Source organism: Methanosarcina barkeri str. Wiesmoor (assembly GCF_000969985.1).
Taxonomy (GTDB): domain Archaea; phylum Halobacteriota; class Methanosarcinia; order Methanosarcinales; family Methanosarcinaceae; genus Methanosarcina; species Methanosarcina barkeri_B.
Map to the genome: position 1 here is coordinate 4,082,268 of NZ_CP009526.1, position 20,873 is coordinate 4,103,140.

The following is a 20,873-nucleotide window of genomic DNA, read 5'->3' on the forward strand; positions in this document are numbered from 1 at the left end:
TTTTCATAACTATCAATAAAAACTTCCTTACAAACCCCCCTTTCCCTTACAAGCTCCTTTCCTTACAAGCTCCTTTCCTTACAAGCCTCTACAAAAGTACTGAAAACTAAAGATTCAAAACTAAAGATTCAAAACTAAAGATTCAAAACTAAAGATTCAAAACTAAAGATTCAAAAGAAATCCAGAATCTTTTCAGGGCTTTCAAGCACGGTAATTCCCTGTAAGCCTTTAACAATCTCAACGTTGCGTATATCCACATCCCGGACAAGGACTTCCACAGGTCCGCCTTTAATAGCTTTATAAGGGCAGAGTTCCTTGCAGATCCCGCAGCCTTTGCACTTAAGAAGGTCGATCTGGTCTGTGAAACCGTTTTTCTCAGTTATTGCTCCATGAGGGCAGTTTTCTCTTGGAGGACAGTCTTCGCAATGTCTACACTGTTTTCGGTCGATATTATAGGGCATTTCGGATATGATTGAGCCTTCAATATCTACGGGTACGATATAAACAGGCACTCTTCCTTTTACAGCCTGGGCAACGGCATTGGTAACAAGGGAATCCGCAATTCCATAAGCGATTTTCGAAACCGTGTTTGAGGTTGCAGGCGTGACGAACAGGGCGTCATATCGGTCAAGACCGAAGCGCCCGACCTTAGGAGAACTCGAACCCTGCTCGCTTTCCCAGAAGATTTCTTCGAGGTAGTCCCCGCCGGAGATTTTAACAAGCTTTTGCTCAAGCCCGTACATGCGCAGTACCTCCTCTCCAGCCCTAGAAACAAATGTGTTTACGGAAACTTCAGGGTTTCTGAGCTTGATTTCCTTAAAGACCTGATAACTGCGGTCCAGGAAATGCCCGGCACCTGTAATGCCCCACGCGATTCTCTGAAAACTCATGAAAACAAGTCATGCCAGAGGGGGATAATATAATTTTCTAAAAATGGAGGTTAATCCACTTTTGAACAGTTAATATCTCTGCTGTAATATCTTTAAGGCTACTGTGAAAAACAGAAACTTGCCAGTGTCAGTAGTTCGCTAAAATCTTTTTTCTCTATTTATTTTTCCCTTTAGCGCAGACACTTCACTGCGTTCCTAATCCTCAACTTTCATTTAAGCTATTCCACAACAAGAAGCACAAACATATCAAGTATGAATTTATCCTCATCTACAACTATTGGTCCTCTTTTTATAATCGTAAAATGCTTTCTCTGAATGTATATTATATGTTTTTTTAGGAGGAACGATATCAGCGTATAAAATATTTGATATTAGCGTTTTTAGTTGAAGTTCTTGTCTTAATCACATTCCTCATCCTGTATGACGATTCAATAGTAAACCTTTTTCTGTATTAGGACCATATCCAAGCTTAGACAGGAAAAATGCGTATGACGGCGTTTTCATTATATATAGAGTTATCAGAAGACATCATTTAAAAGAAAGCAAAAATTAGTGAAATGCTGAACATAATTGTAACTTTTCATTATCATGTTTTGCAGATTTTTAGTATTCTGCCACTTCGTATGAAGTGATAAGGTTTTCAGAGGACTACATTTATAATTCCTTCAAAACTTATTCAGATCGGTGTAAAGAAAAATGAAAAAATTCCTAAAAATCACAATCTGCACATTTTTGACACTTTCCTTACTTGTTTTTGTGACAGGTTTTTTAGTTTTTTCATATCCATTTTTCTTAAACACCTATGCTAATTTACTGGTGAAGTGTAGTGCAACCGAACCAAATAGTTTTGACTATCAAACATATTCAAAGGAAGAATTTGCATCAAAGTACCTAAATACCTCGTTAACTCCCCAGGACGATTTTATCTCTCTCTTTAAAAACCACTATGGGGTTAATAACTCTAACACCTGTGTCATTGTCTGTAGTAAACTTAAAGATCCTAAGAATAGTTCAGTTCATACGCTTTATGGAATTATTTGCCTAAATAACTCTTGCCTAAATAACTCGTCTAGTTTAGTGTTTAAGGGTGACGTAAACGATCCGGAGATTTTTAATTTTCAAATTTATTCTAAGGAAGAATTTGCATCAAAGTGCCTAAATACAACATTAACTCCCCGGGACGATTTCATTTCGCTCTTTGAGAATTACTATGGAATTGAGAATACCGATATCATGTTTATTGCTTATTATATTCAGGATCCTGAAGACAGATCAATCCATAGACTTTATGGGATCAATCAGTGTGAAAGACATGTCTTCATAGCTACCTGGAAAGAAGATCAGACCAATGGGAACAATAGTGAACTTCTCGAGGAAAACGGAACTGAAAATAGTAGTGGTCAGAGAAATGTTAAGTAGGGAGTGTGAAAAATGGAAAAGGAATTTAGTAACTCTAGTGTGAGACAAAAGAAGTTCCTTTTTCTCATCTGGTTGCTTGTGATTATAGGAGGAATGACATTATATCTCATTTTTCCGGATGAAATTAACCTTCTCTTCCTTAAAGAACTTGCAAAAGAACATCATATTGTTGTTCTTGGAATCTATTTTCTTTTATTATCTTTTAGAGGGCTGACAATGATTCCTTCAACTGCTCTTCTGTTTTCAGGAATTATCATCTTTAATCCAGTAGAGCTTTTTATAGTAAACATGTTAGGAATACTTGCCTCGTCCACAATCGTGTACTATTTTTCAAAGTATATGGGCTTCGCTACATATTTTGAAACAAAGTACGGAAAATATATTCAAAAAATAAGACATGGCCTTGGAGACAATGAACTTCCAATTATAGTGGGCTGGAGCTTTTTTCCTTTTGTCCCAACAGACTTAATAGTTTATGTTGGCTCTACCTTGGGAGTACACATATTTAAGTGCCTGATGGGAGTTTTCATAGGAGAAGCAACACTAAATGTATTGTACATCCTCTCGGCATATATGATTTTACGCCTTTAGAGTTATATGAGGGACTTACTTTACTGATTTTTCGCTTCTCAACCTATATAATTTTATAGAAACCTAATTACAGTCAAAAACTCACAGCCCCAAGACCTCATAAAGCAATTTCATAGCTTTTTTCTCGTTTTCTCCCCCGCACTTGGAAGCCAGTGATTCATAATGGCGGATCAGTTTGAGATATTTTTCGTCTCCTGTAAGCTGATAGCGGGTTGCATGGACAGTCGCCTCAAGCACTGCATTGAATCCCCTGTTGGGTAAAGGCAGACTTTTCCAGTTAGCTTCATTGAAACCTGCTTTTACAGGAATAAGGTCGGCCACAAGAGCATGATCCGTATTCTTAAGATCGGTACACTCGAAAACGATCCAGGCCAATGCTGTTTTCAGGATAGGGAAACTGAATCCGTGGACAGGCACATAGTCAAATTCGGAGGGCTCAAGATCGAAAAAAGTCGAACGCACAAGGAGCAGAGGATCATACACTACGTTTGCGGCAAGATATTTTTCTTTTGAGACGTTTTCCCAGGTGTGGGTGCCTTTGAAAAGCCGGACAAAAGTCCTTCCACCTTTTACGATTATTCCGATAGGAGCAGCATTTGGACATTCCAGGCCTGTGCTGATAATTGTTTCGGAAATGCCTTCTCTGATCCCAAAAGAATATAAATCGATAGAATCAGCAGCAGAAGAGTCACTTCCGTTTTTTCTGCGTTCAGGAGAAAGTCCAATCAAAAGCGCAGACCTCCCAGAAGGGCAATGAAAAGCCCGGCTATGATGATATCGGCTGTTGAGCCCGGATTAATTCTCTTTTTGAGAAGCTCGGAGTCAAACTCCTGTACAGCAGGAAGCAGATCTTCAAAGTCTCTAGTGGTATTACCTGAAGATTCATTATCTGAAGCCTCCTCCCAGGTAGAGAGAATCTCGCCTGCCCTTGATGAAACGTAATCTGCAGTATCTGTATCGAATTTGGTCTCGATGAAAGTATCCCTGTACCGGGACAACAATTTCAGGAAGGTATACACAACGGCTTCGTTAATACCTGTGCCTGAACAATTCGAAACTGAATTCTCAGCTCCCGGATTTTGAGCCTGCATGAACTCAGTTATGCTTTTTGCTCCCTCAAGACAGCGTCCGAAGCCCGTAACCCATTCATTTGCAATCAGGTCATACCCTCTGGCAATATCCATAAGCTCATAAAGGGTGACTCCTTTGGCCCTTAACTCAGATGTTGACTCAGGGTCTCCGAGGTTGAATTCATCCACATTGTTAACCCTCACCCCTGCCACTTCAAAAGCCCTGTAGAACTCGACAGCATCCTCACAGTCAGTTGCCTGAACAAAAGCATGTGCATGCACAGCAAGGGCTTCTAATTCGTCCGGTAAGAGTTTATATGGGATTTTTCTGCATGAATTAAAGAGTTCGCCTGCAGCCATTGAAAGAGGGATAAGTAGCAGAAAGGCGCCGAAATGGGTATTTCCTCCTTTCTGCCAGGCAGAACTCTCACAAACCGCACTTCTGATAAGTGCACCTATCCCGTTCCTGCTTCTTGCAGCCAGCTCGAGGACAGGGTAAACGCCTACAGAAGACGCTATAAAATGTTCAAAGTAGGTATCAGGATAGTTATGCTCCCTATCGACGTTTCCTGGTTTTGGAGAAGCCGAGACCTCAAGTAGCATAGCAAGCTGGGCACAACGGGCAATAAGACTTGAAATCTGTGGGTTTTCTGCCAGTTCAGGTATCTGGCAGATAAAATCAGTATTATTGGGATTCATTTACCGGAATTCTGGCATGATCCAGTACGTATTCTGCCAGTTGCTTTTTAAGCTTCATGTATTCTGTGTCAGAGAGCCCAATTGTGTTTAATACTCCGTCTCTGATCCAGCAGGGCTTGGTGATTTTACAACACCAGACAAGGCTTCCGAAGCACGTATCTTCTCCGTATTCCAGCATTGTGCCTTTCGCAAAGTCAAGCTTTGTCCTGGCAAACTCCTCTGCCGTATATCCCAGTTTTTGGAACTTTTCATGTACAGGACAGGGTTTTACAGGCAGACAGCAGAAAGCCAGCCCCCTGAAGTCCCCTTCGCTGCAAACGTGCTTTGGAGCATTATACCAGCCTATTGACTGCTGGTAAGAGGTAACGTTTTCTACCAGTTCCTGTATAAGTCCAGAATTTTCAAGGACTCCCCTGGCAGCGGAAACCATATCAGCCCCTCGGGTAAACATCTCCTTTGCTGCCTCAAAGTCCTTGACCGAATTGTTTCCTATCAGGAAAAGCCTTGTAGCGTCCCTGTAGTTAAGGATTGCATCAAGATCGGCACCAAAGCCCTCCATTTCGGCATCAACGTGTATAATATCCGCACCCGCTTTATCGATAAGCCTTGCAAGTTCGATATCATTGACCACGTTTGCCCTTACTTTTACTGAAAGCACAACTCCTGTTTCCTTTATGGCCCGAATCCAGGCCGAAAGCTTTGGAAGGTCATGGAGAAGAGCTTCTCCCAGTCCGGCTTCGAGCATCTCAGGCTGCCTGCAGTGAGCGTTCAACTCAAGGATTGCTCCTTCTTCTTTGACAATTTTTGCAGCTTCAATGAGGGGTTCAAGTGTAGTACTCCTGACATTTACAGCTACGGCACTTCCGGAAGTTACTGCCCGGATTTCCTTTTTCATAAACTCCATAGGTTCATCGGAAATGAACTCTTTTCTACCCCGGGCTACAAGGGCTGAAGCAACAGCTATTGAAGCCTTATCCAGGTTAAAGGCTCCAAGAATTACCAGCCCGGCATTGCTTGCATACTGGTTGGCAAAAGCACTATCGACAATTCCTGCCATAGGCGCCAGTGCAATCGGGTTTTTAAAACGAACATATCCAATATGCAAATCGAACAGACAATCACTCATGTTTTACCTCTTGAAAATAAGCCTGCAAACTGATATGAATTATAGCCATTGCCCGAGATTAAAGTATCTATAAGATTTTTCGGACAAGCCTTGAAGATGGAAAAAGTCCACCCATAACTTACGAATAATAATGCACATATATTAATATTTGGACGTACCCTAAACACACAAAATTTATATAAACTATGAGGAAAGGGCATGTCTATAATCGCTCAGAGAACGAAATAAAATGGGGCAATATTAAATAAAAGTATTACCCTATTCCTGTAGAAAAACATTTCCCAGTCGTACGTTTCCCAGTCGTAAAATACATTTAAATCTTAAAATTTTTTTCAATATAAAAACTCTATTCAACCTTTTGTAGATTGGGCATTCCAAAAATATATATAATTAGAAAAATATAAGGAGATCACCAAAAGGTAATATGCGAGAGAGGCTGGACGGCTGACGGGCCTTTGGGTCTGAGGAAAGTCTCCCCACCGCTCCGGATACACGAACATCTGTAAAGGATGTCGGGCGAGAGCCCGGGCCCTGGCACAGAAACGAGAACCATCCCCTGAAAATGCGATGATGCGGAAGCTGAGGTCTCAGGGAAAATGGATGAAACGGCGAATCCTCGTGGGTGCAAGTTGGAAATCGGGAAGAAGAGAATTCCGGACTCTCCCGGTTGTCTTTGAAAACGCATAGCCGAATGCCGTCACTGCAAGAGTCATCATGACCATTTTCTCCACTGATGGGTGGCAGGAAATCTTTGCAGGAACAGAAGGGAGCTTACTTGCCTCACTCGCATAAACTTACTTTCCTTTACCTTTTTCCACTCGTTTTTCCTTTACTCCAGTTTCGTTATCCCTCTATTTTTATAAATCAGTCCTTATCGATTCCTTCCAGGGTAAGAGATTTTATTCTGGAGACAGGTTCAACCAGGCAGAAATTCAACAGTAACCAGCGGACATATTCTTTATAATTCCTGTTAGTTACCACCTCATCCAGGTACTTATCCAGGATCTCCCTGTTGCTAACAGCCAGTTTGAAAGATGCCTCAGGAAAACGATGCATTATTTTATCCAGTTTAAGAGAACTGGAAAGATAATTTCCGAATTCCTGCCTGCAACTGAACTCATAGGCTTTAAGGCTATTTAACTTCAGACTGTACATGACAAGGTCGGCAACGGTCTCCGCAGCAAGCTGTCCTGACCGGATTGCATATGAAAGACCTTCTCCTGTGAAAGCATCTACAAATCCGGCAGCATCCCCACTCAGAAGCAGCCTTGAATTGAGGATTTTTCTTTTTATCCCTCCTTTGGGGATAACATGGGACCGAACCGGAAAGTCCCCTGATAAGCCGTTTTCCTCCAGAAAATCTAGCAGTGTTTTTTTCGGATGCTCAAGATATTGAGCTGCCCCTACAATTCCTGCAGAATAATATCCGGCATGAGGAAAGATCCAACCATAACCTCCCTTCGCAACCCCGAAATGAATATTTATAGTGCCTGGAAACCGATTCCTTATTACTTCATCGTCATCAGGAATTTCCGACACCAGGCCCAGTCCATATTCTGTTATTTTATCTCTCGGCCTTACTTTGTATTTAAGGGTTCCACCCGACCCTTCTGAAATAAGAACGAAACTCCCCAGATAAGTATTATCTGTGGTTCTGACTTCAACGAAATCCTCTTTTTCAACCAGGTCAAGAACCTCTTCCCCGGTATGGACCTCAATTCCGGCCCCTCTGGCTTTTTCAAGCAAAAAGTTATCAAAGACTTTTCTGGAAACCAGCAGAGCCAGGTTATTTTCTTTCATTCCTTCTACAAACCGGTCCCTGAAATAAACCCCCACCTTTGGGATATTTCTCTCAATTATGGACTCAGGGAGCTTGAAATCCAGGCAAGATAAACCATAAGAAGAAAGAGCCCCTCCACAGGGTTTATACCTTGGAAAATTTTCTTTCTCGATTAAGAGGGTTAAAAGTCCCCTTTCCCCGGCTGTCTTTCCTGCCGATGCTCCTGAAGGCCCTCCTCCTACTATGATCAAATCATACATACGAAGACACCCGTTTATGGAATAAGTGCAGCTATAAAGATAGGAATAATCTGCCCTTAAAATATATTAAGGCTGGAACAATAAAAAGACCGAAGACATAAAAAAATATGAAAAAGTTCATTAAGTTCTTTTATTCTATTTACCTGAGTTTGAAATTCAAAAGGGCCCAGCGCAGGTAATCCTTATAATCAATCGTAAAATCCATAACCTCAAGATATTTATCAAGCATTTTATCACTTGATGTGAAGATCTTAAATGTCCGTTCAGGGAAATGATGCATTATCCTGGAAAACAGAAGGGAGTACTTGAGGTGAGTACCAAACTCAGCACGGCAGAGAGACTCATATTTGCTTAGATCTTTCAGATTTTTTCCTTGCAGACAAACCCTTGCAATTGCCTCAGCTGCAAACTGCCCTGAACAAATCGCATAGGCAAGTCCCTCACCTGAAAAAGCATCTACATATCCGGCAGCATCTCCGCTTAGAAGGACCCTTGAACCCACCACTTTTCTTTTAATTCCTCCCCAGGGGATTTTGTGCCCGTGAAGTTTATATTCTCCGGAAAAGCCATTTTCCTTGAGGAAGTTAAGCATGGCTTCTTTAGGATGCGGGAAGTCCTTAACAACTCCGCCGATTCCAACGGAATAATAGGTTTTATGAGGGAATATCCAGCCATATCCGCCTCCAGCAACCCCAAAATGCAGTTCCACGGCGTCTCCCAGGCGTTTTTCCATTTCTCTTTCGTCAGCAGGAACTTCAGTAACAAGGCAGATTCCATATTCTTCTTTATTATCTGCGGGCCGCACACAGGTTTTGACAAGTCCATGGGCACCTTCTGCGATTATCGCAAATTTTGCCTGGTATGTCCCCTGCCTGGTATCAACTTCAACACAATAAGGCATTTCCCTGCAGCACAGAGCTTTTTCTCCGGTATGGACTTCAATGTTTGTTTCTTTTGCTTTTTCAAGAAGGAAATTATCAAATTTGTTCCTGGATACAAGCGCAGATACCCGATGATCCTTGTGTACCTCAATCAACTGGTCTCTGAAAATGATCCTTGCCCCTGTAACATCCCATTCAATAATATCTTGAGGGAGTTCAAAATCGAGATAAGACATCGCATGTTCTGAGAGTCCACCCCCGCAGGGCTTGTATCTGGGAAATTCTTCTTTGTCAAGCAGCAGTGTTTTCATGCCAAGTTTTCCTGCCCTTCTTCCGGCCGAAGCTCCGGAAGGACCACCGCCAATAATGATTACATCATACATGAAACGCACCAGAAGACTAATTACTCTGTCACACAAATAATTCTATCACGTAACAGGTTAATTATTTAATACTGTTTGTTATTATACGATATTCAATATTAATTATTCAATAAAAATTGATTTTATTATTTGCATTTACCTATATAAAGTTAATATAATAGAAAATTCGCCAATGATTGTTTTTTGTTACTTGCTATTGCTCAAAGCAAATAGGTGTAAAAAAATTAAAAAGTATTAATAATTAATACAAGGAAAGTAAATTAAATACGGGAACTTCTCAAATAATAAGTTATGCAACTTACATCTGGGAATAACTCTGTGCTTATTTCCCTTAGGAGAAATCAGTAAAAATCATTAGTATTATTTAATGAGCTCATCCCAAAACCAGCTTTATAATCAAAACTGATAAGAATTTCAGAACTATTTTTCTATGACCAGAGACTCATTGATTATTCTTAATTTCATATTTTAGAATTAGTTTTTAGTTATGGGATAAGCTCAATGTGAAAGTTTTATTGTTTTAAATTTATCTGTGATACTTGTTATTAGAAATGTGGGATTTATTCAGTATTAAGCTTGATAATGCAACATGGATTTTCGAAAAAGATTGATCAAACGTAAGCCCTCTGGAAGCAGATTCGTACATAATACCTACAGGTAAATAAGACATTACAAGATTAAATGAGAGAGGTAGATTACCATAAAAAAATTTCCCTATGTAATATGCTAACTTCAAGCCTCGAATAATTTCTCTTTGGTATCTTCTTTGTAGTGCTTGGCGATCAAAAATCCCTGATTTTATACTTGAAGAAATCACCTCAGCAGCAATTGTACCACTTTTTACCGCATAATAAATGCCTTCCCCAGTCCAGTATTCTCCAAAACCGGCAGCATCTCCTACCAGGACACACGGAAAATCGGGTTGCTTATAGTTAATTCCATAATAAGGAATAATATGTCCTTTAAGTTTTTCAGATTCAGGAACAAGCCCAAGCTTTTCAATATAATCAAGAAGATATTTTTGAATATTTTTCATTTTTCTATTTGTTGTATAGGCTCCAACACAAACGTATTCATCCTTAGGAAAAATCCACAGATAACCATTTGGAACTGTCCCAAAATCAAAAGTCATATTAAATTTTCCAATATTATCCCTGCTTACGGGACAGTTAATTTCCACCGCAAAACCATAAAGGTCTCTCTCAACAATGTTAAATGTTCTATTAACAATACCGTTAGTACCGTCAGCCCCAATCAAATAATTACATCGGAAAAACTCCGAATCTGTTTTGATACTAAACTCTGCATTCTCCCAGGTAATTTCAGTCACTTTCATACCATCAAGAAACGTTGCTCCCGAATCAACGGCCTTTTTAATAAGAAAGTCATCGAATTCTTTTCTTTCAATCATTTTAACAAGTGTTTTATTACCTGAAATATTGTGAAAGATCTGGTTTTTGTATGAGGTTACAATAGAATTTGTACTGTATTTTACCTCTTTGGAAATCGGAAAATCAAAGGAATTAAACGCTTTTGCAGTTAAACCTCCTGCACAGGGTTTGTAACGTGGAAAGGAGTATTTATCAATAACAAGCACGTTGATCTTAGACTTAGCTAACATATATGCCGCGTAAGATCCTGCAGGACCTGCTCCAATAATAACAACATCATATTTTTTCATAGAAATCATTATAAAAATAGAATTTTGGCTATAATTGTTATTAATCTTACAAAAATATTACTAAAAATAGTAAAGAACTCAGCCATATAAAATTAAGTGCTGATAAAATCTGCAATACCTTATTTGAGGCTGACCTTTAAAAGCTGGTTATGTTTGTTAAAAGCTGGTTATGTTTGTTAAAAGCTAGTTATGTTTGTTAAAAGCTGGCTATGTTTGGGAACATAATCAGGACAAAATAAGAATTAAGCTGGTTCTCTCAATTGAAAACAATAAGCTCGCTCGTACTCTTACTCTGATCCCGTTAACCGTATACTAATTTCACAAGAGAAAAAAACCTTAAGAAAAAAGCCTTATTATTGCCTCAATTATTGCTTAATTCTTAAAGATTTCAAAAACATCCAGAACGTTCTGATAATTTACTTCTGTCCCGAAGCAGCCGTCTCTTTCCATAGGAATACCGTAGCTTACGACTCCCTTACCTTTAAGCGCACGCATGACTTTATTGATTTCGTAATCACAGGCAATCATAAGGACACCATCAGCATCTTCCATTTTAAGGATGTTTTTTACGTAGGAAGAACCTGTAACAATGAATAATTTATACCCATATTTCTCAGCATCTTTTTTCAACTGAGTAAAGACGCATTTCCCGCAGGATTTACACTGTATTCCGGTTTGAGTAGAATAAGCCGGGCAGTCAAGACTCCGCATGCAATGCGGCGCCAGGAGAATCCTCTTTTTTGTTTTTGCAAAATCAGACTTATAGGCTCGGTTTTTCAGAGATGCCATCCACTTATCCAGAACTCGCGTATCGGAAAATTTAAGGAAAAGGTGTCTCAGAGGCAAATAAAAAAAATCAAGTATATTTGCGAAAAAACCTGCAAGGTAGACATTTCCTGTGAGACTACGTTTACTGACAACTAGAGCTATGCCAGAAAGAATAAGGGATAAAATAACAAAAATGAAAAGAGCTTCCCCAATAATATTATACATTGCACATCTCCATTTTTTGAATTATTTCCTCAACATTCGCTTCAGTATTGAAACATCCGTCCCTTAAAAGAAGAACACCCTGTACGGGGACAAACGATACCGCCTGCATATTCTCGGAAAGCTCGTTATAGCAGGCCACGCCAAGGCAGGCTTCAGGCTTATATTCTTTAAAAATCTTTTTGACAAAACTTCCTCCTGGTATTACAAAAACCTGGAAATTGCACCTATCAGCAGCCTCGGAGATTTTTGAAATATCACATAGCCCGCAACGCTTGCACTCATAACCATGTACCGGGTCGCATCTGGCCTTACAGTTCGGGTGGCGCAAGCACTGAGGAAGAAGCAGGATTTTCTTGTCTTTAACACGCCTGAAATCGTTATACGTCACAGCATTTCGGACATCAATAAGAATATCGTCAACAAGGGTGTCCCTTATCCTGAAAGCTTTGCAGATCCATTTTGCAGGAGAATAGAAAAGATAAAGTGTAAACAACACGAACTCCGGAAAAATTATCCTGCGTTTTTTAACGGAATATGCCCCTATTAGCAGGGCAATCCCTGTTCCTGCGAGAGCAAAAAGAACCAGATATATAAATATTTTTCCAAGAAATTCGTAAGGAATATGCATGTTCAAGGGGAGGGAAGTATCGGTATTTAAGTTTTGCTATAAACAATAAAAGAGAGAAAGAAAAAAGAATAAAGAAAGCTGGAAATCCAGCCTTCATTTTCACGCTTATGAGGTACTAAGGCCAAGAGCCTCTGCAACTAGCTCGATGATGTCTTCTACAACAATATCAGATTTGAGAGCATCACGGCCATCCGAGAGGTTCCTCTTACAGAAGGGGCACGCACTCGAGAGGATATCTGCATTGGTTTCAAGAGCGTCCTTAACTCTGGACTCTCCCATTGCCACAGCAAGGTCAGGCATTCCTGCTTTTACACCACCGCCAGCTCCACAACAACGCTGGAATTCCTTTGACCTGTCCATTTCAACGAACTTAACGCCCGGAATATGGGAAAGCACATACCTGGGAGCATTAAAGACGCCAACGTGGCGGCCAAGGTGGCAGGGGTCGTGATAGGTAATTGTCTTGTTGATTGGCTTTTCCCATTTAATCTTGTCCGCTTGTATCAGGTCTGCAAGGAACTGTGTAATGTGAATAACCTCAAAAGGCAGTTCTTTGCCAAGAAGCCTGGGCCAGTCGATCTTTGCAGCACGGAAACAGCCTGCACATGCAAACAAAACCTTTTTAGCACCTTTTTTCTGGAGTGCCTCTACATTGTGTCTTGCAAGTTCACGGGCCACATCATCAACATGCACCTGGCCTGTCCTGATAAGGGCTGAGCCACAACACCATTCCTCTTCGCCAAGCATGGCAAATTTAATTCCCAGCTTGTTGAGCACACGTGATGTTGCAAAGGCCAAAGCGAGTTGATTGTACCCTGCAGTACAGCCAGTGAAATAGACAATGTCTGCTTTGTCTTCTATTTTCACGTCTGGAGGAACCCAGGCAAGTCTGTCTTTCTGGTCCTTCATGTAAGGGTTATGGTACTGCCCAACAAGTTTTGGAAACGCGCTCTGTTTCCCATAAGGACCTATGCCCTTCTTTACAAGGTTTGTCCTTATAGCTTCCCAGATTTCCACAGTGTTAATACCTGCTTCACAAACTGTTGCACAGACACCGCATGTAGTACAGCCGTGGACATCATCTTTAAATTCTTCAAGCTCTGAAGGAGAAACTTCCTGTGGGCCAAAGAGTTTTGCTTTAAGTCCATAGGACTTGTTCATGTACTGCCTCCAGCGCAGGATCTTGTCTCTTGGAGCCAATCCTGGTTTCCCGCCGGAAGCGGCATAAGTCGGACACCATTTTACACACTCACCGCAGCGAACACAGGCATCAAGCTCCATGAGCTGGACTGCAGTAAGATTCTTCGTATCGATTGAAGGGGTACGTTTTGCCATCTTTTTATTCGCCTCCTTTATTTGCAAGAAGTGCAAGCGGTATGGCGATTATATGAATATATTTACTGTACGGTATAAATGCAATACAGAAGAGCAGGGAAAATATGGAATGGAAGAGAGCGGCAGGTGGTGCTACTGAGGGATCAAGCCCAAAGCTCCAGATAAAGCCTGTTCGAATTCCATCGGCGATGAAACCGGAAATAGTAACTAAGAAAACTATTCCGATCAAAACCCAATCATACATAATGGAAGCTTCCCTGACTTCAGAGACAAACAGTCTTCTTACTAATGCTACAAGAACTCCGATAAGCAGGATATACCCGAAGATGTAGTTCGGAATTGAGAGAAAATCTCTAAATTCTGCGGGGGTGAACGGAAGTGCGATTCCGATCTTTTCGGTCATTTCAACTGCAAACATCATTCCTGACAGGGCAAATAGGGTCATCCAGCCCCCAAAAATAAATAGGTGCATGACCCAGCGGAAAGGACTTCTCTTGAGAATTCTTCTCTGGAAGAGAATATCAAGAATTAGAATTTCCAGAATAGATTCCCCACGATGATGAGATTCTGCGGTTACCTGACTCCACCAGGTTTTTAAGAATGTAATTGCACTTCCTTTTTTTCCTTCCTGAGGCTCAAGAGCATAACCTGTGACTCCTGTCCCCCATTTTTGAAAGTTGCTTATCAGACCATATAAGAAAATCACAATAGCTATTGTGCTAAATATCATAATCTGGACAAACGTCATCCTTAGTACATCCGAAAGCCCAGAAAAATAAAGCATTTCCTCACTGATAATTTATTCCTCCTATGTATGGATCAAAAACTGGGAATTAATACTGCTTTTACAATTGTCATGTTACAGAACATCAATGATAGTAAAGACAGAATGATAGCCGTAGCGACTGTCTACATAAGGTTTGTATAGTCTGTTAGTCTTTGTATCTATTATATTTAAACATTATCTTTATTAATCAACAGATTAAAAAGCCCACTGAATCGCAAAAATGAGTTGAGTGAAAGTAATCAAACGAGAAAGAAAAAAGTGAAAGTATAATAAATAATATTTAAATTATAAAATGGAAAGCATATAAAAAGAATATAGAATTCTTTTGGACGGTAAAGTAAGAAATTAAGCGATAAAAAAAGTAAAAAGTAAAAGTTCAGGAAAAGAAGAAGTCAATCACAAGCCTTTTCAAACAATCCTTTTAAAAAAACTGCTTGACTGCAACCCTTTTAAAAAAACTGCTTGACCGCAACCCTTTTAAAAAAAGGCTTGACTGAAAACTCCAGTAACGACATAGTCGGCGTGATTAAACGGTACAACGGTTGTGGCACAACCCTTTTCAAAAAAGGCTTGACCGAAAACCCGAGAAATGTTTGAGTTTGAAAATCTTGTTCCTAAACCCTGTCAAGCGTGATCACAAGCCTTTTCAAAAAAAGGTTTATTAAGAAATATTGGTTTAGGTAAAAAGCACCTTTGAAAATTAAGAGAGCTTTTTACAACCCCACTTCTTCTTTGAATTTCTCAAGTCCTATCTCGTCGATAACTTCTCCTAGTCTTCGTGGCTTTGGGTACTTTTTGTAAAAGTCGATTATCCTTTCGACAAGATCCAGAGCCTGTTCTTCGGTAAGGTCTTTTGCCACTACACTACCAAGTCTCGGACGGGGTCCTGCACTGCCTCCGACAGATAAAGTAAAGCCTTTTGCAGTGCCCATTAGCCCTATATCTTTTATCATAGGTTCAGAGCACGAATTCTGGCAGCCGGAAACTCCCATTTTAAACTTGGAAGGAAGCTGCATCCCGTGGTACTTTTCATCAAGTTTTAATCCAAGCCCGACTGAATCCTGTTTGCCTCTCTTGCAAAATGTAGTGCCTGGGCAAATTTTAACGCTACGGACACAGAGCCCTATAGCAGCTCCGGGTTTTAGATTTAGCTCGCCCCATGCTGCATCCAGATCTTCTTCTTTTAACCCTACAATTGCAATCCTCTGGGCCGAAGTGATCTTAAGGGCAGCAGCCCCATACTTTTCTGCAATATCAGCTATTTTTCGAAGAGTTTCCGGGTATACGATTCCTCCAGGAATATGGGGAGCAATTGCATACGTTTCGCCATCTCTTTGCAGAATTGCAGCTTTTTCGGGAAGATCCCCTTTCACATACTCACGACTTACCATATTATACACTCCTCCAACTTAGTCGATTCATGTTTACTTCAGGATTGTTTAGTTTAATTTTTACTCTGAACTTGTTCAATTTAATATTTACTTTCAAAATTTGTTCGATTTGATGTTTGTTTCACAATTTTATTGCTACTCGCTTTAGATTTTGATAGCATTATTTCACTAAGACCGGCGTCGAAAATCGGAAGCAAAAGCTAAATTCATAGATAAGAGCCAATCAATTACTGAATCAATTAGCAGACACAGCAAGTCCTGATTCAGCTCCCCTGAAATTAGACCCCCATAAAGAAGGAAAAGAATCCGATATTCTGCCACTTTCCTGGATTAAATATACCTAGAATCCAGGAAAAGATTTCAAACCCAAATTATATTGCTCGAGATAATATAAAACTGCATGTATAATATATAGAAATATAATACTGTATGCCTGACGTAATTCAGTTTTTCATAGCTCTACAGAACTTATCATAACATTACAATCTGGAGATAAAATTTTAAAATCTAAAAATAGAATTATAAAATCCTGAAATGAAATCTTAAAATCCTGAAATGAAATCTAAAATCCTGAGTAAATTAACCAGCCTAATTACAACAAGTAAAGTAATTTAGCGATAAAAATAGCGATAAAAAATAGTTAGAAATTAAAACTGCCGAGATAATAACTTAAAATAGGGAAAAAGGATCGAAAGATCCTTTTTTCTTATTGCTGTTTTCTCATCCTTTCCAGGAATCCGTTAAGACCTGCTTTATGCCTGGCTTCATCCAGAGATGCTTTCTCAAAGAAAAGAGCAGCTTTTGTATTGCCTTCCTTCCTGGCTAATTCTGCAGCTTCAGCTTTCTCAATTTCGGCTTTACCCTCTCCCTCAAACATCATTTCCAGATTTTCAAGAGTTGTTTCTTTCACAAGTCCCAGGATTTCAGCTACCTCGGTAGCGTGCCAGGCTTCGTCCATGGCGACCTGGCGTAGGTAAACCGCAACATCCGGAAATCCTTCCCGCTCAGCAATCTTTGACATTGCGAGATACCAGCCAACTTCAGTAGTCTCTCCTTTAAATGTGTTTTTTAAAATTTCTTCGAGAGTCATTGAATCACCATTTTTTTTTAAATAACTACTTTTATAGTTTAACCATAGGGCAGTCTTTGAATTTAAGTTTTAGCCACATTTGAGATCAATGTCAAAACTGGATCTTGTAGTTTGATCTTTCGATCTCATCTTTCGATTTCATTTTTATCTCGTTAGCGAACTTAAGGCTAGTCGAACTTAAAGCTAATCGAACTTAAGGCTAATTGAACTTGAGACTAATTGAACTTGAGACTAATATATTTAGGAGTAACGCGAGGAGAAATAATATTAATTTAAACAGTGAAAAAAACTACAAAGTAGGAAGAACCAAAAAGCAAAAGCTAAAACAGGAAAGGAATGAAATAGGAAAAAGAAATGACAATAAAACCAAAATAAACCACAATAAGACAGGAGCATAATAAAACCAAAATAAACCACAATAAGACAGAAGCACAATAAGACCAAAAAATAATAAGACCAACGCATACCACAATGAAATCAGAACACACAGAAAATAATCTGCATGAAAATATATATTGATGAAAAGAATGTACAGACTGTGGAAAATGCAAGGCTGCCTACCCTAAAGGCCCAATAGTTTATTCAATAGAAAAAAACGGAGATCTGCGTTTTAAGGGTCCATCTTATTACCTGGGTTGCAAAATGTGTGTGGCTGTCTGTATGGAAGATGCAATCACACTTGAAAACTAATTTTAAAAAAGGATTGAGAAATTTGTCACTTAAGATTCGTATAGTACTTGTAGAGCCCATGTATCAGGGAAATGTCGGATCTGTTGCAAGAGCAATGAAGAACTTTGGATATACTGATCTGGTGCTTGTAAATCCCTGTAAACTCGAAGGAGAAGCAAGAGCCATGTCATCGCATGCAAGAGATGTCCTTGAAGGAGCAAGAATTGTCTCAACGCTTGAAGAGGCTGTAAAAGGCGCAAACCTGAGGATAGGAACTACAGGGGTAGCAAGCCTGAAAACCGGGGAACACATCCGTCTTCCGCTTTATACCTCCAGAGAGCTCAAAGAGAGACTGAAAGATTACAGCGGTACGATTGCAATTCTTTTCGGACGCGAAGACACAGGTTTCCGGAACGATGAGCTAAAAAGTTTTGATATGCTTTTTACGATTCCAACTTCTGAAATATATCCGATTATGAATCTATCACATGCCGTTGCAGTAGTGCTTTATGAACTTTCGGATATGGAAGGAGGGAACAGTCCACTCGCCGATGGGTTTGATCTCCAGCTTTTATACGAGCATATGGAAAAACTGCTGGAAGAAATCGACTATCCTCCACACAAAAAAGACAAAACATATCTGATGCTGCGGAGAATACTCGGAAGGGCAGGATTAACCCCCAGAGAAGTTCAAACTTTAAGGGGCATAATAAAAAAAACCGAGCGAAAAATGGGATACGAATTAAACGAGCCAGAGAGTAAGTAAACAGAAGCTTCGGCCAGCATAGAAAAGTTCATATGAGAATAAACCTGTTTTTTACATCAGAATTTGTGATACATATTATTACTTTTTTTTTAAATCCTTTTTTAGACAGAAAACCGTAACGACAAATGAAAATGTTATCTAAAGCCAGATTGAGAACGATATGACTGAAATAGAAAGCAAGTGGGATGAAAAGCTAAAGAGGTTTTTTAAAGATTACTACTGGAATGAAATCCTCCAGCTTGCAAACGAGTATCCGGACCAGCGAAGCCTTAGCGTTGATTTTACGGATATAGAGAAGTTTGACAGAGAGCTTTCAAAAGAGTTTCTTGACCATCCAGAAGAACTTATAAAGGCTGCCGCAGCTGCCCTGAAAGAAATTGACCTTCCTGTAGAAAAAAGCCTGGAAGAGGCTCACGTAAGGGTAGTAAGAATCCCAAACAGAGTACCTATAAGAGAATTAAGAAGCAAGCACCTCTCGCGCTTTATTGCAATCGAGGGTATGATAAGGAAAGCAACTGAAGTGAGACCAAGAATTACTAAAGCTGCTTTTGAGTGCCTCAGGTGCGGATATCTGACTTTTGTAGACCAAAATAGTTTCAAATTCGAGGAGCCCTTTGCAGGTTGTGAAGGCGAGAATTGCGGAAAGAAAGGGCCCTTTAAGATAAGGATAGAAGATTCCACTTTTATCGATGCGCAGAAACTGCAGATCCAGGAATCACCTGAAAACCTGAAAGGAGGTTCCCAGCCCCAGAGTCTTGAGGTGGACTCCGAAGATGACCTGACAGGAAGTGTTACCCCCGGAGATAGGGTTATAATTAACGGAATCCTGAAATCTAGACAGCGCACTCTGAAAGATGGGAAATCTACCTTTTATGACCTTGTTTTAGAAGCAAATTCCATAGAGCACCTGGATAAGGATTATGACGAACTCGAAATAACTGCTGAAGATGAAGAAGAGATCCTTGAACTTTCCCGTGATCCTGAAATTTACGGCAAAATTGTTAGTTCTGTTGCGCCTTCTATCTATGGATACGAGGACATAAAAGAAGCTCTTGTCCTTCAACTTTTTTCTGGAGTTGTGAAAAACCTTCCTGATGGTTCCAGAATAAGGGGCGATATACATATTATGCTTGTAGGAGACCCTGGAATTGCAAAATCCCAGCTCCTGCGCTATGTTGTCAAACTCTCCCCGAGAGGCGTTTTTACTTCAGGGAGAAGTGCGTCAGCAAGCGGTTTGACTGCAGCTGCTGTAAAAGACGAACTCAACGACGGTAGATGGACAATCGAAGGCGGTGCCCTTGTCATGGCTGATATGGGGATTGCTGCGGTTGACGAAATGGACAAAATGAAAACCGAGGATAAAAGTGCCCTGCACGAGGCAATGGAGCAGCAGACGATAAGTATTGCCAAAGCGGGAATTATTGCTACGCTTAAATCCCGCTGTGCCCTTCTGGGAGCTGCAAATCCGAAATACGGGCGTTTTGACCGTTATGAAGGCCTTGCAGAGCAGATAAGTATGCCGCCCGCACTGCTTTCCCGTTTTGACCTTATCTTTGTTTTGCTTGATACTCCTGACCATAACTTGGACACTAAAATTGCAAACCATATTCTGCAGTCTCATTATGCAGGAGAACTCTTTGAGCAGAAGGAAAAACTTCCTGGATCACAGATTAAGGAAGATTTTGTCGAAGCCGAAATGGAAGTTATCGAGCCTGTCATTCAGCCTGAAATCATGCGAAAATACGTTGCATATGCCCGGAAAAACGTGTTTCCCGTAATGGAGGAGGATGCAAGAGCTCATCTCATAAATTTCTACACAGATCTCCGAAAAACTGGAGAGAGCAAAAACACCCCTGTGCCCGTAACTGCGAGGCAGCTTGAAGCACTTGTCCGTCTCTCGGAAGCAAGTGCAAGAGTCCGCCTGAGCAATACGGTCACGCTTGAAGATGCAAAAAGAACTATCAAAATAATGATGAATTGCCTGAAAAACGTAGGTGTTGACCCCGAAACCGGAGCCCTTGATGCAGATATACTTGCATCGGGCACAAGCATGAGCCAGAGAAATAAAATAAAAATCCTGAGAGATATAATAAAGAAGGTAAGTGAGAAGCATCCGGGAGCTAAAGCTCCTCTCGAAGAGGTTTATGCTATAGCTGAAAACGAACACGGAATAGATAAAATTCATGCTGAAGAGAACATTAAGAAAATGAAGCAAAGAGGAGACCTTCTTTCTCCAGATCAGAACCATATAAGGCTTGTTTAAGTTTAAGGTTTGTTTAAGTTTAAAACTTGTTTAAGTTTAAGTTGTTTAAGTTTAAGTTGTTTAAGTTTAAGGTTTGTTTAAGTTTAAGTTGTTTAAGTTTAAGACTTGTTTAAGTTTAAGACTTGTTTAAGCTGAAATGGAGCAACATGCTGAAAGTTCCAGGATCTGTAT

17 protein-coding genes, 1 other RNA gene and 1 pseudogene are annotated in these 20,873 nt (G+C 40.1%); 5 read left to right on the forward strand and 14 right to left on the reverse strand.

What is annotated here, in order from left to right:
* Positions 1 to 170: 170 nt before the first annotated feature.
* Positions 171 to 890 carry a dihydromethanopterin reductase (acceptor) gene (locus MSBRW_RS16710; RefSeq protein ID WP_011306602.1) on the reverse strand — a complete coding sequence of 240 codons (720 nt, stop codon included), beginning with the start codon at positions 888 to 890 and terminating at the stop codon, positions 171 to 173.
* Between the two features lie 218 nt (positions 891 to 1,108).
* Positions 1,109 to 1,341, reverse strand: a pseudogene (locus tag MSBRW_RS24510) (ISH3 family transposase); the annotation flags it as partial.
* A gap of 245 nt (positions 1,342 to 1,586) precedes the next feature.
* Here MSBRW_RS24510 and MSBRW_RS16715 point away from each other — a divergent pair.
* Positions 1,587 to 2,309 carry a hypothetical protein gene (locus tag MSBRW_RS16715; RefSeq protein ID WP_011306601.1) on the forward strand — a complete coding sequence of 241 codons (723 nt, stop codon included), beginning with the start codon at positions 1,587 to 1,589 and terminating at the stop codon, positions 2,307 to 2,309.
* Between the two features lie 12 nt (positions 2,310 to 2,321).
* Positions 2,322 to 2,900, forward strand: a complete 579-nt coding sequence (locus MSBRW_RS16720) for a VTT domain-containing protein (protein WP_011306600.1) — start codon at positions 2,322 to 2,324, stop codon at positions 2,898 to 2,900.
* An 81-nt stretch (positions 2,901 to 2,981) separates the two neighbouring features.
* Here MSBRW_RS16720 and MSBRW_RS16725 read toward each other — a convergent pair whose 3' ends face one another.
* Genes MSBRW_RS16725 through MSBRW_RS16735 form a run of 3 tightly spaced genes read right to left on the reverse strand, consistent with a single transcriptional unit; the run spans position 2,982 to position 5,795 of the window.
* The gene (locus MSBRW_RS16725) at positions 2,982 to 3,629 is read right to left on the reverse strand and encodes a DUF447 domain-containing protein (protein WP_011306599.1); all 648 of its coding nucleotides are present in this window, start codon (positions 3,627 to 3,629) and stop codon (positions 2,982 to 2,984) included.
* A complete protein-coding gene (locus tag MSBRW_RS16730) occupies positions 3,626 to 4,669 on the reverse strand; it encodes a triphosphoribosyl-dephospho-CoA synthase (protein ID WP_011306598.1) in 1,044 nt (347 codons plus the stop codon). Before MSBRW_RS16730 ends, MSBRW_RS16725 begins: the two co-directional genes overlap by 4 nt.
* Positions 4,656 to 5,795 (reverse strand): methanogenesis marker 9 domain-containing protein, encoded by a 1,140-nt coding sequence (locus MSBRW_RS16735; RefSeq protein WP_011306597.1) that lies wholly within the window; start codon positions 5,793 to 5,795, stop codon positions 4,656 to 4,658. The genes MSBRW_RS16730 and MSBRW_RS16735 overlap by 14 nt, the downstream gene beginning before the upstream one ends.
* 428 nt (positions 5,796 to 6,223) lie before the next feature.
* Between MSBRW_RS16735 and rnpB the strand changes: the two genes are divergently transcribed.
* Positions 6,224 to 6,581: RNase P RNA component (gene rnpB / locus MSBRW_RS20605), an RNA gene on the forward strand.
* Positions 6,582 to 6,659: 78 nt separating this feature from the next.
* Here the strand turns inward: rnpB and MSBRW_RS16740 are convergent.
* From MSBRW_RS16740 to MSBRW_RS16780, 9 genes are all read right to left on the reverse strand, one after another.
* Complete coding sequence (locus MSBRW_RS16740) at positions 6,660 to 7,835, reverse strand: geranylgeranyl reductase family protein (protein WP_011306596.1); 1,176 nt, start codon at positions 7,833 to 7,835, stop codon at positions 6,660 to 6,662.
* A 139-nt stretch (positions 7,836 to 7,974) separates the two neighbouring features.
* The gene (locus MSBRW_RS16745; protein ID WP_011306595.1) at positions 7,975 to 9,099 is read right to left on the reverse strand and encodes a geranylgeranyl reductase family protein; all 1,125 of its coding nucleotides are present in this window, start codon (positions 9,097 to 9,099) and stop codon (positions 7,975 to 7,977) included.
* A gap of 526 nt (positions 9,100 to 9,625) precedes the next feature.
* Positions 9,626 to 10,780 carry a geranylgeranyl reductase family protein gene (locus MSBRW_RS16750; RefSeq protein WP_157209482.1) on the reverse strand — a complete coding sequence of 385 codons (1,155 nt, stop codon included), beginning with the start codon at positions 10,778 to 10,780 and terminating at the stop codon, positions 9,626 to 9,628.
* Positions 10,781 to 11,152: 372 nt separating this feature from the next.
* Positions 11,153 to 11,773: a DUF116 domain-containing protein gene (locus MSBRW_RS16755; RefSeq protein ID WP_011306593.1), complete on the reverse strand. Its 621-nt coding sequence runs from the start codon at positions 11,771 to 11,773 to the stop codon at positions 11,153 to 11,155.
* Positions 11,766 to 12,401, reverse strand: coding sequence for a DUF116 domain-containing protein (locus MSBRW_RS16760; protein ID WP_011306592.1), 636 nt, complete (start codon positions 12,399 to 12,401; stop codon positions 11,766 to 11,768). The genes MSBRW_RS16755 and MSBRW_RS16760 overlap by 8 nt, the downstream gene beginning before the upstream one ends.
* Positions 12,402 to 12,506: 105 nt before the next feature.
* The gene (hdrD, locus tag MSBRW_RS16765) at positions 12,507 to 13,736 is read right to left on the reverse strand and encodes a dihydromethanophenazine:CoB--CoM heterodisulfide reductase subunit HdrD (RefSeq protein ID WP_011306591.1); all 1,230 of its coding nucleotides are present in this window, start codon (positions 13,734 to 13,736) and stop codon (positions 12,507 to 12,509) included.
* Positions 13,737 to 13,740: 4 nt separating this feature from the next.
* Positions 13,741 to 14,520 carry a dihydromethanophenazine:CoB--CoM heterodisulfide reductase subunit HdrE gene (hdrE, locus tag MSBRW_RS16770; RefSeq protein ID WP_011306590.1) on the reverse strand — a complete coding sequence of 260 codons (780 nt, stop codon included), beginning with the start codon at positions 14,518 to 14,520 and terminating at the stop codon, positions 13,741 to 13,743.
* 716 nt (positions 14,521 to 15,236) lie between these two features.
* Entirely contained in the window at positions 15,237 to 15,914 is a 678-nt protein-coding gene (locus MSBRW_RS16775) for a nitrite/sulfite reductase domain-containing protein (RefSeq protein WP_011306589.1), read from the reverse strand.
* Between the two features lie 706 nt (positions 15,915 to 16,620).
* On the reverse strand, positions 16,621 to 17,004 hold the full coding sequence (locus MSBRW_RS16780; RefSeq protein ID WP_011306588.1) for a ferritin-like domain-containing protein: 384 nt from the start codon (positions 17,002 to 17,004) through the stop codon (positions 16,621 to 16,623).
* Positions 17,005 to 17,716: 712 nt separating this feature from the next.
* Between MSBRW_RS16780 and MSBRW_RS16790 the strand changes: the two genes are divergently transcribed.
* Both MSBRW_RS16790 and MSBRW_RS16795 read left to right on the forward strand, forming a co-directional pair.
* On the forward strand, positions 17,717 to 18,439 hold the full coding sequence (locus MSBRW_RS16790) for an RNA methyltransferase (RefSeq protein WP_048102714.1): 723 nt from the start codon (positions 17,717 to 17,719) through the stop codon (positions 18,437 to 18,439).
* A 160-nt stretch (positions 18,440 to 18,599) separates the two neighbouring features.
* Positions 18,600 to 20,702: a minichromosome maintenance protein MCM gene (locus tag MSBRW_RS16795; RefSeq protein WP_011306586.1), complete on the forward strand. Its 2,103-nt coding sequence runs from the start codon at positions 18,600 to 18,602 to the stop codon at positions 20,700 to 20,702.
* Positions 20,703 to 20,873: the final 171 nt, after the last annotated feature.

Excerpts from the sequence above, each read along its gene's own strand:
- MSBRW_RS16775 (WP_011306589.1), bottom strand. The coding sequence starts at position 15,914 with ATGGTAAGTCGTGAGTATGTGAAAGGGGATCTTCCCGAAAAAGCTGCA.
- MSBRW_RS16760 (WP_011306592.1), bottom strand. The coding sequence starts at position 12,401 with ATGCATATTCCTTACGAATTTCTTGGAAAAATATTTATATATCTGGTT.
- MSBRW_RS16720 (WP_011306600.1), top strand. The coding sequence starts at position 2,322 with ATGGAAAAGGAATTTAGTAACTCTAGTGTGAGACAAAAGAAGTTCCTT.
- MSBRW_RS16780 (WP_011306588.1), bottom strand. The coding sequence starts at position 17,004 with ATGACTCTCGAAGAAATTTTAAAAAACACATTTAAAGGAGAGACTACT.
- MSBRW_RS16740 (WP_011306596.1), bottom strand. The coding sequence starts at position 7,835 with ATGTATGATTTGATCATAGTAGGAGGAGGGCCTTCAGGAGCATCGGCA.
- MSBRW_RS16730 (WP_011306598.1), bottom strand. The coding sequence starts at position 4,669 with ATGAATCCCAATAATACTGATTTTATCTGCCAGATACCTGAACTGGCA.
- MSBRW_RS16795 (WP_011306586.1), top strand. The coding sequence starts at position 18,600 with ATGACTGAAATAGAAAGCAAGTGGGATGAAAAGCTAAAGAGGTTTTTT.
- hdrE (WP_011306590.1), bottom strand. The coding sequence starts at position 14,520 with ATGCTTTATTTTTCTGGGCTTTCGGATGTACTAAGGATGACGTTTGTC.
- MSBRW_RS16755 (WP_011306593.1), bottom strand. The coding sequence starts at position 11,773 with ATGTATAATATTATTGGGGAAGCTCTTTTCATTTTTGTTATTTTATCC.
- MSBRW_RS16710 (WP_011306602.1), bottom strand. The coding sequence starts at position 890 with ATGAGTTTTCAGAGAATCGCGTGGGGCATTACAGGTGCCGGGCATTTC.
- MSBRW_RS16715 (WP_011306601.1), top strand. The coding sequence starts at position 1,587 with ATGAAAAAATTCCTAAAAATCACAATCTGCACATTTTTGACACTTTCC.
- hdrD (WP_011306591.1), bottom strand. The coding sequence starts at position 13,736 with ATGGCAAAACGTACCCCTTCAATCGATACGAAGAATCTTACTGCAGTC.
- MSBRW_RS16745 (WP_011306595.1), bottom strand. The coding sequence starts at position 9,099 with ATGTATGATGTAATCATTATTGGCGGTGGTCCTTCCGGAGCTTCGGCC.
- MSBRW_RS16735 (WP_011306597.1), bottom strand. The coding sequence starts at position 5,795 with ATGAGTGATTGTCTGTTCGATTTGCATATTGGATATGTTCGTTTTAAA.
- MSBRW_RS16750 (WP_157209482.1), bottom strand. The coding sequence starts at position 10,780 with ATGAAAAAATATGATGTTGTTATTATTGGAGCAGGTCCTGCAGGATCT.